This window comes from Streptomyces sp. NPDC031445 (assembly GCF_055581365.1).
Window position 1 is genome coordinate 483,992 of the sequence record NZ_JBVIJO010000004.1, and the last position, 13,462, is coordinate 497,453.

Annotated in this window: 11 protein-coding genes; 4 read left to right on the top strand and 7 right to left on the bottom strand. The window is 71.5% G+C overall.

Annotation, left to right across the window (positions count from 1 at the left end):
- Positions 1 to 37: 37 nt before the first annotated feature.
- The gene (locus ACZ5DC_RS14935; RefSeq protein ID WP_366754805.1) at positions 38 to 283 is read right to left on the bottom strand and encodes a type II toxin-antitoxin system antitoxin; all 246 of its coding nucleotides are present in this window, start codon (positions 281 to 283) and stop codon (positions 38 to 40) included.
- Positions 280 to 1,173: an SPFH domain-containing protein gene (locus tag ACZ5DC_RS14940; RefSeq protein ID WP_366754809.1), complete on the bottom strand. Its 894-nt coding sequence runs from the start codon at positions 1,171 to 1,173 to the stop codon at positions 280 to 282. Before ACZ5DC_RS14940 ends, ACZ5DC_RS14935 begins: the two co-directional genes overlap by 4 nt.
- Before the next feature lie 252 nt (positions 1,174 to 1,425).
- On the opposite strand from ACZ5DC_RS14940, the gene ACZ5DC_RS14945 reads away from it, so the two are divergent.
- Positions 1,426 to 3,780, top strand: coding sequence for a transglycosylase domain-containing protein (locus ACZ5DC_RS14945; protein WP_468652732.1), 2,355 nt, complete (start codon positions 1,426 to 1,428; stop codon positions 3,778 to 3,780).
- Between the two features lie 63 nt (positions 3,781 to 3,843).
- Here ACZ5DC_RS14945 and ACZ5DC_RS14950 read toward each other — a convergent pair whose 3' ends face one another.
- The 4 genes from ACZ5DC_RS14950 to ACZ5DC_RS14965 all read right to left on the bottom strand — a co-directional run bounded on the left by ACZ5DC_RS14950 (position 3,844) and on the right by ACZ5DC_RS14965 (position 10,280).
- Positions 3,844 to 5,967, bottom strand: a complete 2,124-nt coding sequence (locus ACZ5DC_RS14950; protein ID WP_468652734.1) for a SpoIIE family protein phosphatase — start codon at positions 5,965 to 5,967, stop codon at positions 3,844 to 3,846.
- Between the two features lie 325 nt (positions 5,968 to 6,292).
- Complete coding sequence (fomD, locus tag ACZ5DC_RS14955; protein ID WP_468652736.1) at positions 6,293 to 6,982, bottom strand: cytidylyl-2-hydroxypropylphosphonate hydrolase; 690 nt, start codon at positions 6,980 to 6,982, stop codon at positions 6,293 to 6,295.
- Between the two features lie 84 nt (positions 6,983 to 7,066).
- A complete protein-coding gene (locus tag ACZ5DC_RS14960; RefSeq protein ID WP_468652738.1) occupies positions 7,067 to 8,452 on the bottom strand; it encodes a class II fumarate hydratase in 1,386 nt (461 codons plus the stop codon).
- Positions 8,453 to 8,588: 136 nt separating this feature from the next.
- Positions 8,589 to 10,280: a fumarate hydratase gene (locus ACZ5DC_RS14965; protein ID WP_468652740.1), complete on the bottom strand. Its 1,692-nt coding sequence runs from the start codon at positions 10,278 to 10,280 to the stop codon at positions 8,589 to 8,591.
- Positions 10,281 to 10,425: 145 nt separating this feature from the next.
- Between ACZ5DC_RS14965 and ACZ5DC_RS14970 the strand changes: the two genes are divergently transcribed.
- Positions 10,426 to 11,115: a DUF1707 SHOCT-like domain-containing protein gene (locus ACZ5DC_RS14970; RefSeq protein ID WP_468652742.1), complete on the top strand. Its 690-nt coding sequence runs from the start codon at positions 10,426 to 10,428 to the stop codon at positions 11,113 to 11,115.
- A 124-nt stretch (positions 11,116 to 11,239) separates the two neighbouring features.
- On the top strand, positions 11,240 to 11,614 hold the full coding sequence (locus ACZ5DC_RS14975) for a WhiB family transcriptional regulator (protein WP_171153204.1): 375 nt from the start codon (positions 11,240 to 11,242) through the stop codon (positions 11,612 to 11,614).
- Positions 11,615 to 11,711: 97 nt separating this feature from the next.
- Here ACZ5DC_RS14975 and glpX read toward each other — a convergent pair whose 3' ends face one another.
- A complete protein-coding gene (gene glpX, locus ACZ5DC_RS14980) occupies positions 11,712 to 12,746 on the bottom strand; it encodes a class II fructose-bisphosphatase (protein ID WP_468652744.1) in 1,035 nt (344 codons plus the stop codon).
- 127 nt (positions 12,747 to 12,873) lie between these two features.
- Between glpX and ACZ5DC_RS14985 the strand changes: the two genes are divergently transcribed.
- Positions 12,874 to 13,401 (top strand): DUF4245 domain-containing protein, encoded by a 528-nt coding sequence (locus ACZ5DC_RS14985; protein ID WP_468652746.1) that lies wholly within the window; start codon positions 12,874 to 12,876, stop codon positions 13,399 to 13,401.
- Positions 13,402 to 13,462 lie beyond the last annotated feature (61 nt).

A 13,462-nucleotide genomic window follows, 5' to 3' on the forward strand; every position in this document is an offset into this window, starting at 1 on the left:
TGGCGGGCGGTGCGGCCCCGCAGGTGGGGGCCGATTGTCACGGTTCCGACACAGGCGGCCGGCCCCGCCGCGGCAGCGGTCCGGTGTCCTTCGGCAGGCGTCCCGCCTCCGCGAGGGCGCGCCGCAGCAGGAACTCGATCTGCGCGTTCGCCGACCGCAGCTCGTCCCCGGCCCACCGGGCCAGTGCCTCGTACACCAGCGGGTCCAGCCGCAGCAGCACCTGCTTGCGCTGCCGCGGCCGGCGCTTCGGGGTTCCCGAGGGGTCCGTCACCGGGTCCGTCACTGGTAGAGCGTCCCCGTGTTGAGGACCGGCTGGGGGGCCCGGTCCCCGCAGAGCACCACCATCAGGTTCGACACCATCGCCGCCTTCCGTTCCTCGTCCAGCTCCACGATGTCCGCGTCCGCGATCCGGGCCAGCGCCGCCTCGACCATCCCGACCGCGCCGTCGACGATCTGCCGGCGGGCCGCGACGACCGCCCCCGCCTGCTGCCGCTGGAGCATCGCCGAGGCGATCTCGGGAGCGTACGCCAGGTGCGTGAAGCGGGACTCGATGATCCGCACCCCGGCCGCCTCCACCCGGGCCTGGAGTTCCACGGCCAGCTTCTCGGTGATCTCCTCGGCGTTGCCGCGCAGCGACAGGCCGTCCTCGTCGTGGGCGTCGTACGGGTACTCGATGGCGATGTGCCGCACGGCCGTCTCGGTCTGGGTGGCGACGAACTCGGTGAAGTCGTCCACCTCGAAGGTGGCCTGCGCGGTGTCCTGGACCTTCCACACCACGACCGCGGCCAGCTCGATCGGGTTGCCGTAGGCGTCGTTGACCTTCAGTACGGCGGTCTCGTGGTTGCGCACCCGGGTGGAGATCCGGGTCCGGGAGGTGAAGGGGTTCACCCAGCGCAGGCCGTCCTGCCGGATCGTGCCCCGGTAGCGCCCGAAGAGCTGGACGACCCGGGCCTCGCCCGGCGCGACCGTGTTCAGCCCGCGCATCGCGATGACCGACGCCAGCAGGACGACGACGCCGGCGGCGACGAGCCCGCCCTGGGCGCCACCGGAGGAGGCCGCCCCGGAGGACGCGAACAGCGCGACCGCGGCGCCGAGCCCGATCAGGCCGAGCAGCAGCGCGAGTCCGCCGCCGATGCTGTGGGCGGTGAACTCCCGCACCCGCGGCGCGGGCATCTCGGGGACGTCGGCGGTGGCGGCGGGCTCGGATATGGACACAGGGGACCCCCGGTTGTCTGGTTTAAGCCTTCTAGCTAAGTGATATCACTTTACGCCGCCAGGCAACCCTGGACCAGTGCCAGCCGTCGGTTCCTTTGGGGCGGGTGCTGATTGTCACGTCCGTAAAAGAACGGATCGGACGCCCTTTGTCATATAGAGGGGTGTTAGCTTTCGGAGCTGACCCCGAGACGGAAGCGAGCGTAGGGACCCATGGGACGAGCGGAAGAGAGACGAGCGCGACAGCGCGGCGGCCACCGCGCGGCACCCCAGCGCCGCCGCTCCGCGTCCGGGACCGCGTCCGGCGCCGCCGGCGGCGGCCCCGCGTCCGGCAAGCCCGCCAAGAGCCTCATACGCCGGATCTTCGGCTGGAAGAAGATCCTCGGGACCATCCTCGGCGTGTGCCTGCTCGGCATCCTGGGCTTCATCGGCCTGTACCTGTACGTGGACATCCCCGAGGGCAACGCGGCCGCCCAGCAGCAGAGCAACGTCTACAAGTTCGGTGACGGAACGATTCTGGCCCGCAAGGGCGAGGTCAACCGCGAGATCGTCGACCTGTCCAAGGTGCCCCGCAAGGTCCAGCTGACCTTCGTCGCCGCCGAGAACAAGAGCTTCTACCACGACTCCGGCGTCGACCTGCGCGGTACCGCCCGCGGCCTGATCAACACGGTGTCCGGCAAGGGCAAGCAGGGCGGCTCCACGATCACCCAGCAGTACGTCAAGAACTACTACCTGAACCAGGACCAGACCGTCACGCGCAAGCTGAAGGAGCTGGTCATCTCGCTCAAGGTGGACCGCGAGAAGTCCAAGGACGACATCCTCGCCGGTTACATCAACACCAGCTACTACGGCCGCAACGCCTACGGCATCCAGGCAGCCGCCCAGGCGTACTACCACGTGGACGCCCAGGACCTCAGCGTCGCCCAGGGCGCCTACCTCGCCGCCCTGCTCCAGGCCCCCAGCCAGTACGACTGGGCCGTCGCCACCAAGACCGGCAAGCGGCTGGTCACCCAGCGCTGGAACTACGTCCTGGACAACATGGTCAAGGAGGGCTGGCTCTCCAAGACCGACCGGGACGGCCTGCACTTCCCCTACCCGAAGGAGCCCAAGGGCGCCCCCGGCCTCGGCGGGCAGAAGGGCTACCTGGTCGAACTCGCCAACCAGCAGCTGGAGCAGCAGCTCATGGCGCAGGAGGGCCTGACCCAGTCCCAGGCGGAGAACGCCGTCGTCGACAAGGGCTGGACCATCACCCTCAACATCGACCGCAAGAAGCAGGCCGCGCTGGAGAAGGCCGTCAAGACGCAGCTGACCGGCAAGCTCGACCCGAAGAAGCGCAAGGTCGACGGCGCCATCCAGGCAGGCGCCGTCTCCCTCGACCCCAAGACGGGCAGGATCGTCGCGCTCTACGGCGGCCAGGACTACTACAAGCACTACTTCGACAACGCCGCCCGCCGGGACTACCAGCCGGCGTCCACCTTCAAGCCGGTCATCCTCGCCGCGGCGCTGGAGCAGAACGCCACCACCCAGGACGGCAAGCCGATCACCGCGAGCACCGTCTACGACGGCACCAGCCGCCGCCAGGTCCTGGACCACGGAGCCAAGGTCGGCTTCGCCCCGCCGAACGAGGACGACGTCGACTACGCCAAGATCACCGTGCAGCAGGCGATGAACAAGTCCGTCAACTCCGTCTTCGCGCAGATGGGCGTGGACGTCGGCATGGACAAGGTCATGGCCACGGCGGGCAAGCTCGGCATGAACACCAAGGGCATGCAGGCCGTGCCCGCCCAGACCCTCGGCTCGATGGGCGCCAGCCCCCTGGAGATGGCCGGGATCTACGCCACCTTCGCCAACCACGGCTACAAGGTGACCCCGACGGTCATCAAGTCCGCGGAGAACAAGGGCCGCACCATCGACATGCCGAACCCGGTCGGCGGCTCGGTGATCAGCCGTACGGCCGCCGACACGGTCACCTCGGTGCTCACCGGCGTGATCGACGACGGCACGGCCAAGCAGTCCGTGGCCAACAACCCGATGCGCGACGGCCGGCAGGTGGCGGGCAAGACCGGCACCTCCGACGAGAACAAGTCGGCCTGGTTCACCGGCTACACGCCGACCCTGGTCACCTCCGTCGGCCTGTTCGGCGAGGACCCGAAGACCAAGGCCCACGTCTCCATGAAGGGCGCGACCGGCCTGCTCCCGCCGCCCGGCCGGATCAACGGCGGCGGCTACCCGGCGCAGATCTGGGCCGCGTACACCTTCGGCGTCGCCGACAAGGCCTCGTTCGACCTGAACACCACGCAGGGCGCGGCCGTCGAGCCCACCGAGACGCCGACCTGGACGCACACCCCGACCCAGACGCCGTCGCAGACACCGACCGAGACGCCCTCGCAGACGACCGAGTCGCCGACCCAGACGCCCTCGCAGACGCCGACCCAGACCCCCAGCCAGACGCCCACCCAGACCCCGAGCCAGACCCCGACGAGCGGGCCGCCGACGATGTCGACCAGCCCGGAGAACCCGCTCGACCCGGAACACGTGCCCGGAGAACGTGGCCCAGGCGGGACATGACAGCGAAGGGCGCCCGGTCACACCGGGCGCCCTTTCGCGTGTCGCGGGGGGGGCGGCAGCCGTTCAGCCGCGGTTCAGCTCGAACCACACCACCTTGCCGGTGCTCAGCCGGGTCGCGCCCCAGCGCCGGGCCAGCCGGTTGACCAGGTACAGGCCGCGCCCGCCCTCGTCCGTGGCCCGCGCCTGGCGCAGGCGCGGCAGCTGCGGCACGTCGTCGCCGACCTCGCAGCGCAGCACGTCCGTGCGCAGCAGCCGCAGCGTCACCGGCCGCGACGCGTACCGCACGGCGTTCGTCACGACCTCGCTGACCAGCAGCTCCACCGAGTCCGTCAGCTCCTCCAGGTCCCAGCGGGCGAGCGCGCGCCGGGCCAGCCGGCGGGCCTGTCCCGGGGCGGAGTCCTCCGGCTCCAGCGTCCAGTAGGCGACATCGCTCGGCGCGATCCCGTCGAAGCGCGCGGCGAGCAGCGCGATGTCGTCGTCCCGGTCGCCCGGGCCCAGCATGTCCAGCACCTCGTCGCACAGTGCTTCCAGCGGCGGCGGATGGTCCGGGCCGGTCAGCCGCGCGGTCGCGGCCAGCTTCTCCCGCAGCTGCTCTATGCCGGTCCACACGTCCCGCAGCCGGGACTCCACCAGGCCGTCGGTGTACAGCAGCAGGGTCCCCCCGGCGGGCGCCTCCAGCTCCACCGCCTCGAAGTCGACCCCGCCGACCCCGATCGGCGCGCCCGACGGCACCCGCAGCACCTCGGCGTGGCCGCCCAGGTGCAGCAGCACGGGCGGCGGATGGCCCGCGTTGGCGATCGTGATGCGGTGCGTCACCGGGTCGTAGACCGCGTACAGGCAGGTCGCCATGCGGTCGGTGCCCAGGCGCTGCGCCTGCTCGTCCAGGTGGTGCAGCACCTCCTGCGGCGGCAGGTCGAGCCCGGCCAGCGTCTGCGCGGTGGTGCGCAGCTGCCCCATGATCGCCGCCGAGGTCATCGAGTGGCCCATCACATCGCCGACGACCAGCGCCACCCGGCTGCCGGGCAGCGGGATCGCGTCGTACCAGTCGCCGCCGACCCGCGCGGTCTCCGCCGCCGGCAGGTAGCGGGAGGCCAGCCGGACACCGGTCGGCCGGGGCAGGGTCTCGGGCAGCATGGTGCGCTGCAACTCGTCGGCGATGTACGCCTCGCGGCCGTACAGCACCGCCTTGTCGATGCCGAGCGCGCTGTGCGTGGCCAGCTGGGCGGCCACCAGCAGGTCGTCCGCCTCGAACGCGAGCCGGTCCGGGCGGCGCAGGAACAGGGCCGCGCCGATCACCCGGCGCCGGCCGCGCAGCGGCGCGAGGATCGCGTGCCGCCCGCCCGGTACGACCGCCTCACCGCCCTCGCCGAGCAGCTCGGGCAGCGCGTCCCGGGCGGCGGGCGCGTCGGCGAACACCGGGCGCACCCCGCGCAGCACCTCGTTCAGCGCCCCGCCCGGCCGCACCTCGCACAGCTCGGTGGTGAGCGCCGACAGGTCCGCCAGCACGGACGGCTCCGGTTCCGGCTCGAACGCCGGCGGCAGCAGCACCCCGTCGGTGTCCCGCTCCGGGGGTATCCGGTCGGTGCGGCGCAGCCGCAGCACCACCGGACCGCTCGGCCGCTCGTCGCCGACCGGCAGCGGCTCGCGCAGATAGACGAGGATCGCGTCGGAGAAGGTCGGCACGGTGGCCCGGCACAGCCCCATGACGATCTCGTCGAGGTCGAGCCCGCGGGCGATCCGCCGGGTGGCCGCGCCCACGAACCTGAGCCGGTCCCCGTCGCGCCGCATGGGCATCGGCCGCCCCGGGGGCACGGCCTGCCCGGTACGGCGCTCCTGACCGCCCGGCGACCGCTCCTGCTGGGCGCCGGGCTGCGCCGGGATGGTCTCCGGCGCCGGGCGCGGACGGTGGGCGTCGGGTTCGGTGCCGGCGGGCTGGGCGTGCTCGGGGCCGTTGACTGAGGACTCCTTCCCCTGGCCGGCTGCGGGCTCCTTCCCCGTGCCACGGGGGGTCGCGGTGCCCGGTCCGGACGGCGTCGCGTCGGCCCGGGCCTGTACGGGTAAGGCCGGATCGCCGAGCTGTGCCGGAGGCTTCTGGGACTGCTGCTGGGTACGCAGGAGCGCCCCGCGGGCCTCCGCGGGGTCGACGCCCGGCTGGGGGCGTCCGAAGGAGGTGGGCTGCTCCGTCACGCGTGTCGCATCCATCCGTCCGGGGCTGTGCGCCGGTTGCGCCGGGCGCGCAGTTGGTCCCGCCGACATCCCGATACCCGCAATACGTGCCCCGGGAACGGAATTCCCGCCGGGACGCAGGCGGACGTGGTGCCGGTGGCGAGTTCCGCGCGGCCGGCGGACCGGTCGCCGCATGCCTTCGTGGTGGTGCCCTGGTACCCCTCGCTCACGTCCTGCCGCCCCTCGGTGACGATCGGTCAAGCCCGGCGCATGCCCCGGAAGTTGCTCTTCTACGCCCTTGCGGAGGACGATCCTACGTTTCTTGCCTGGGGCCGCATCAAGGGTCTCACGAGGATACGCGCGCGGGTGTGCGGTCCCAGTCCTCGGGGAGGGAGGGCACCGTCCAGGACGGGTCCGGGCGCCAGCGCGGCCAGTCGTCGGCGAACGGCGGCCCCCACGCGCGGATCACCTCCACCGCCTCTCGGCCGGCCGCCCGCACCCGCTCGGCGGTCGCCGCGTCCATCAGCCCGTCCCGCTGGGCCTGCGCGAACTCGTCCTCGTCGCGCCAGTGCCAACTGCGGTCCGGGTGCACGGAGATGTCCAGGAAGTGGTCCTCGGAGTCCACCCCGCCCGCCCACCGGGCCAGCGGCTCCTCCAGGTTCACGTACCAGTTCTTGAACCGCCAGCCCGGCTCCCAGAACAGCCACACCGACCAGGGCCGGCCGGGCTGGGCCAGCTTCAGCACGCCCGTGCCGAACCAGCGGTCCCGCTGGACCGTGCGCGGCTTGGTGTACCGGGACTCCAGCGGCTCCAGGTGCACGGGCGTGCCGTCGGCCAGGACCGGCTTCACGCACTCGGTGCCGGGAGCCAGCCACACCGCCAGCAGGTCCGCGTCGTCGCGTACGACGGTGACCGGCCGGGCGATGTGGTACCGCTCGCCGCCGTTCGCCCGGTAGCGCCACAGGATGTGCGTCCCCGGGGTCCAGTAGGCCGCCGGTCCCGCCGCCACTCGTGTCATCGCTCCGTCGTCCGTCATGCACAGATATTAGGTGCCGGGGACACACGACGCTGCGGCCCGGGTCACGGCGGTACCCGCGTGGCCGGAATGGTTCACCCCCCGTTACGGGCGCGTCATCCGCAGGACGTCCAGCGCCTCGTCCAGCTGTTCCAGCGTCAGGTCGCCGCGCTCCACGTACCCGCTCTCCAGGACGACTTGGCGGATCGTCTTGCGCTCGGCGAGGGACTTCTTGGCGACCTTCGCGGCCTCCTCGTACCCGATGTACTTGTTCAGCGGGGTCACCACCGACGGGGACGACTCGGCGTACTCGCGGGCGCGTTCGCGGTCGGCGGTGATGCCGTCGACGGTCCGGTCGGCCAGCAGCCGCGAGACGTTGGCGAGCAGCCGGACCGACTCCAGGACGTTCTTGGCGATGACCGGGAGCATGACGTTCAGTTCGAAGTTGCCGGCGGCGCCCGCGGTGGCGATGGTGGCGTCGTTCCCGACGACCTGCGCGGCGACCATCAGCACGGCCTCCGGGACCACCGGGTTCACCTTGCCCGGCATGATCGAGGAGCCGGGCTGGAGGTCGGGCAGCCGGATCTCGGCGAGACCGGTGCGCGGTCCGGAGGACATCCAGCGCAGATCGTTGGCGATCTTCGTCAGGCCGACCGCGATGGTCCGCAGCTGCCCGCTGGTCTCCACGACGCCGTCCCGGGCGCCCTGCGCCTCGAAGTGGTCGCGGGCCTCGGTCAGCGGCAGCCCGGTCACCCGGGCGACCTCCTCGATGACGGCGGCGGAGAACCCGGGCGGGGTGTTGATGCCGGTGCCGACGGCCGTGCCGCCCAGCGGGAGCTCGGCGAGGCGGGGGAGGGAGGCCCTGAGCCGTTCGACGCCGTACCGCACCTGGGCCGCGTACCCGCCGAACTCCTGCCCGAGCGTCACCGGCGTGGCGTCCATCAGGTGCGTCCGCCCCGACTTCACCACGTCCGCGAACTCCCCGGCCTTGCGCTCCAGGGAGGCGGCGAGGTGCTCGAGGGCCGGGATCAGGTCGTGGGTGACGGCCGCGGTGGCCGCGATGTGGATGGACGACGGGAAGACGTCGTTGGACGACTGCGAGGCGTTCACGTGGTCGTTGGGGTGCACGTCCCGGCCGAGCCGCTCGGTCGCCAGCGTCGCGATGACCTCGTTGGTGTTCATGTTGGACGAGGTCCCCGAACCCGTCTGGAACACGTCCACCGGGAAGTGCTCGTCCCACTTCCCCGCGGCGACCTCGCCGGCCGCGTCCTGGATGGCCTCCGCGATCTCCTTGTCCAGCACGCCCAGCTCGGCGTTCACCTTGGCCGCCGCCGCCTTGATGCGGGCCAGCGCCTCGATGTGCGCCCGCTCGATGCGCTGTCCGGAGACGGGGAAGTTCTCCACGGCACGCTGCGTCTGCGCCCGCCACTTGGCGTGGGCCGGGACCCGGACCTCGCCCATGGAGTCATGTTCGATGCGGTATTCGCTCATGACCGGTACAGCGGTCGCGGGGGCCGGAATGTTCCGGGGACTGGGCCGGCCGGGTGGCCGTTCCGCTGACGGCACGTCAGGGCCGGCGGCGTCGTCCCCGGGCCGGAACCGGTCCCGGGAACGACGCCGCAAGGGGTCAGGCCAGACCCGGCCCCCGCACCGGAATGCTGGTGAACGTCGGCTGCGGGGCCGGGTCGGTGAAGAAGTCGTTGCCCTTGTCGTCCACCACGATGAACGCCGGGAAGTCCTCGACCTCGATCTTCCAGACCGCCTCCATGCCCAGCTCCTCGTACTCCAGGACCTCCACCTTCTTGATGCAGTCCTGGGCGAGCCGGGCGGCCGGGCCGCCGATGGAGCCGAGGTAGAAACCGCCGTGCGCGGCACACGCGTCGGTGACCTGCTTGCTGCGGTTGCCCTTGGCGAGCATCACCCGGGAGCCGCCCGCCGCCTGGAACTGCTCCACGTAGGAGTCCATGCGGCCGGCCGTGGTCGGGCCGAAGGAACCGGAGGCGTAGCCCTCGGGCGTCTTCGCGGGACCGGCGTAGTACACCGGGTGGTCCTTCAGGTACTGCGGCATCTCCTCGCCCGCGTCCAGCCGCTCCTTGATCTTGGCGTGCGCGATGTCGCGGGCGACGACCAGCGGGCCGGTGAGGGACAGGCGGGTCTTGACCGGGTACTTGGTCAGCTCGGCGAGGATCGTGTCCATCGGCTGGTTGAGGTCGATCCTGACGACGTCGCCCTCTTCCAGGTGCTCGTCGGTGGTGTCCGGCAGGAAGCGCGCCGGGTCGGTCTCCAGCTGCTCCAGGAAGACGCCCTCGGCGGTGATCTTCGCGACCGCCTGGCGGTCGGCCGAGCAGGAGACGGCGATGGCGACCGGGCAGGACGCGCCGTGCCGGGGCAGGCGGACCACGCGGACGTCGTGGCAGAAGTACTTGCCGCCGAACTGCGCGCCGATACCGATCTTCTGGGTCAGCTCGAAGACCTTCTCCTCCAGCTCCTTGTCCCGGAAGCCGTGGCCGAGCGGCGAACCCTCGGCCGGCAGGTTGTCCAGGTAGTGCGCGGAGGCGTACTTCGCGGTCTTCAGCGCGTACTCGGCGCTGGTGCCGCCGACGACGATCGCCAGGTGGTACGGCGGGCAGGCGGCCGTGCCGAGCGAGCGGATCTTCTCCTCCAGGAACCTCATCATGGAGGACTCGTTCAGGACGGCCTTCGTCTCCTGGTACAGGAAGGACTTGTTGGCGCTGCCGCCGCCCTTCGCCATGAACAGGAACTTGTAGGCGCCGCCGTCGGTCGCGTACAGCTCGATCTGCGCGGGCAGGTTGGAGCCGGTGTTCTTCTCCTCCCACATGGTGAGCGGAGCCATCTGCGAGTAGCGCAGGTTCAGCTTGGTGTAGGCGTCGTAGATGCCGTGGGAGAGGTGCTTCTCGTCCTCGCCGGCCGTCAGCACGTTCTGGCCGCGCTTGCCCATGACGATCGCCGTGCCGGTGTCCTGGCACATGGGCAGCACGCCGGCCGCCGCGATGTTGGCGTTCTTCAGCAGGTCGAGCGCGACGAACTTGTCGTTCCCCGACGCCTCCGGGTCGTCGATGATCCGGCGGAGCTGGGCGAGGTGGGCCGGGCGCAGGTAGTGCTGGATGTCGTGGACGGCCTCTTCGGCCAGCTTGCGCAGCGCCTCCGGCTCCACCTTGAGGAACGTCCGCCCGTCGGGCCCCTCGACCGTGGAGACGCCCTCGGAGGTCACCAGCCGGTACGGGGTGGTGTCCTCGCCCTGGGGGAGCAGATCGGTGTACTCGAACGCTGGGCGGGTTGGGGGGGAAGTACGCGGCATCTCAGCCCATTCCTCACTCTGACGGACGGCCGCCCGCCGACGCCGGCGGGCCTCCTCAGCGTAGAACCTGCCGCCGGCGGCGAACCTGTGAGGTCGGGCTCAGTCAGGGGTGTCGCGATCTATCGTGTGTGGGTACGCTGCCGTCGTGGACCTTCAGAAGCAGACCGCACCCACACCCGCCACCGAGTTGCGCGCCTCCGACGCCGATCGCGACCGGGTCACCGACATCCTCCGCGAGGCCCTGGCCGAGGGCCGGCTGAACGCCGACGAGCACGCCGAGCGCGTGGACGGGGTGCTGCACGCCAAGACGGTGGGTGAGCTGGAGGTCTTCATCCGGGACCTGCCGGCCGCCCACCAGCGCCCCGCCGCCCCCGCCTACACGCCGGTGCCGCCCCGGCCCACCCCGGGCGCGATCCCGGTGGAGGCCGACGCGAACGTGGTGGCGGTCTTCAGCAGCGCCGTGCGCCGGGGCCGCTGGCGGGCCGGACGCCGGCTGCACGCGTACGCCGTCTTCGGCAGCGTCGAGATCGACCTCAGCGAGGCGATCTTCGAGTACCAGCAGGTGGTCGTCAAGGCGGTCTCCGTCTTCGGCGACGTCCAGATCCGCGTGCCGGAGAACGTCTCGCTGCGCGGCACCGGCGGCGGCGTGCTCGGCAACTTCGAGGTGAGCCCGCTGGACTCGGTGGACGCCGACGCGCCGGTGGTCTACGTCGACGGCTGGGCCGTCCTCGGCAACGTGGAGGCGCGGCCCAAGCGGGGCAGGCTGGTGGCGGACATCCTGGAGCGCGTCCAGGACAAGGTGGACCGCAAGCTGCGCAAACACCTGGGGGACTGAGCCCGGGGGCGTGAACGGCTGTGTCGCGCGCCCGCGGACGGGAACGCTGTGCATAGGCGCGCGCACAGCGGGTAGGCCTTGCTGCATCGTCTCTCGCTCGCGAAGCCGTCGTCAGGAGTAGACCGTGCTGCAACCGCCGCGTTCGTCCCTGCAGGTCGCCGCCGTTCCGGCCCAGCGGGTGCCGGCGCGAGACAGGGACCAAGACGCCCCCTGGCACACCGAGGCGGTGTGCCGGCGCGACGAGGCCGGGCTGTTCTTCGCCCCGTCGAAGGAGCCGACCGCCGCCCGGCTGTCCCGCGAAGAGGCGGCCAAGCGGGTCTGTTCCCGCTGCCCGGTGATGGTCGAGTGCCGCGAACACGCCCTCCTCCAGCCCGAGCCCTACGGCGTCTGGGGCGGCCTCACGGCGGCCGAACGCCGGGTGGTCCTCGCCAGGCGCCGCCGCAGGGAGCTGGACCTGAAGAAGGCGGCGCGGGCGGCGGCCGACCGCATGGCGGGCTGAAGACGCGTGAGCAGGGGCGCCCTCTCCGCACCGAGGGCGCTTCCCTGTCCGGGGCCGCGGTTTCCCCGCCCGGGGGCAAGGGAAAGCGCGGGCTCCCTTACTTGGCCCGGTCGAAGTCGATCGCGCTGTAGGCGCGCAGCTTGCTCAGCCGGTGCTCGGAGAAGATCCTGCGTACCGTTCCCGACTTCGACCGCATCACGATCGACTCGGTCAGGGCGGTCTCCGACCCGTAGCGGACCCCCCGCAGCAGCTCTCCGTCGGTGATCCCGGTGGCGACGAAGAACACGTTCTCCCCGGACACCAGGTCGTCGGTGGTGAGCACCCGGTCCAGATCGTGCCCGGCGTCGATGGCCCGCTGCCGCTCCTCGTCGTCCTTGGGCCACAGCTTGCCCTGGATGGTCCCGCCCAGGCACTTCACGGCACAGGCCGAGATGATGCCCTCCGGGGTGCCGCCGATGCCGAGCAGCAGGTCGACGCCGGTGCCCTCGCGCAGCGCGTACACCGAGCCGGCCACGTCGCCGTCGGAGATCAGCTTGATGCGCGCGCCGGCGTCCCGTACCTCGCGGATCAGACCTTCGTGCCGCGGCCGGTCGAGGATGACGACGGTCACGTCCTCCGGCGAGGACCGCTTGGCCTTGGCGATCCGCCGGATGTTCACCGCCACGGGCGCGTTGATGTCGACGAAGTCCGCCGCCTCGGGGCCGGTGACCAGCTTGTCCATGTAGAACACGGCGGACGGGTCGAACATCGCGCCGCGCTCGGCGGCGGCGAGGACGGCAATCGCGTTCGGCATGCCCTTGGCCGTCAGCGTGGTGCCGTCGATCGGGTCGACGGCGATGTCGACCTCGGGGCCGGTGCCGTCGCCCACGTGCTCTCCGTTGAAGAGCATCGGGGCCTCGTCCTTCTCGCCCTCGCCGATGACGACCACGCCGTTCATCGACACGGTGGAGACCAGGGTCCGCATGGCGCGCACCGCGGCACCGTCGGCGCCGTTCTTGTCGCCGCGCCCGACCCAGCGGCCCGCGGCCATCGCCGCGGCCTCGGTCACCCGGACGAGTTCCAGGGCGAGGTTGCGGTCGGGCGCTTCGGAGGGAACGTCCAGTTCGGACGGCAGATGGTGGTTTTCGGTCATCGGAGCGCACCTTTCTGATACGACGACGGCCGGATGAGGGTCTTGGAGCCGACTCTATCGTTAGGCAGACAAAATGAGCAGGGGACCCCACGGATGAGCGCTTGGGGCACCTGCGACGATAGGGGGCGTGGCAGGTTCGAACGGCAAGCAGAAGACGGCCCGGGACATGATTCTCTCCCTGGCCGTGATCGCCATCGCGGGACTGGTCGTCTACTTCATCGCCATTCCGCACGACGATCACGCTCCCGACCTCAAGCGGGTCGACTACCGGGTCGAGCTGGTCACGGCCCGCCGGGCGGCGAGCTACCCGGTGGCCGCGCCCGAAGGACTGCCGAGTACCTGGAAGGCGACCTCCGTACGCTTCCAGGGCGAGAAGTCCGACCGCTGGCACCTCGGCTTCCAGACCCCGGACGGCCAGTACGTCCAGGTCGAGCAGTCCACGCAGAAGCCCGCCGAGTTCATCGACCAGGCGAGCCAGGGCGCGTCGGCGACCGGGCGGACCGAGGAGATCGGCGGCCGTACCTGGACCCGCTACAGCGGCGGCCGGTACGACGCCCTGGTGCTCAAGGACACGCCCGGTTCCACGACGGTGGTGTCCGGCACCGGCTCCGCCGAGGAACTGAGGACGATGGCGGCGGCGCTGAAGACGGGGTGACCCGTCCGGCCCCGCACGGACGGGGACGCGCGAAGAGGCCCCCGGCGGGGGCCTCTTCGCG

Coding starts and splice junctions, on each gene's coding strand:
- ACZ5DC_RS14940 (WP_366754809.1), bottom strand. CDS start 1,173: ATGCCCGCGCCGCGGGTGCGGGAGTTCACCGCCCACAGCATCGGCGGC.
- glpX (WP_468652744.1), bottom strand. CDS start 12,746: ATGACCGAAAACCACCATCTGCCGTCCGAACTGGACGTTCCCTCCGAA.
- ACZ5DC_RS14965 (WP_468652740.1), bottom strand. CDS start 10,280: ATGCCGCGTACTTCCCCCCCAACCCGCCCAGCGTTCGAGTACACCGAT.
- ACZ5DC_RS14945 (WP_468652732.1), top strand. CDS start 1,426: ATGGGACGAGCGGAAGAGAGACGAGCGCGACAGCGCGGCGGCCACCGC.
- ACZ5DC_RS14960 (WP_468652738.1), bottom strand. CDS start 8,452: ATGAGCGAATACCGCATCGAACATGACTCCATGGGCGAGGTCCGGGTC.
- fomD (WP_468652736.1), bottom strand. CDS start 6,982: ATGACGGACGACGGAGCGATGACACGAGTGGCGGCGGGACCGGCGGCC.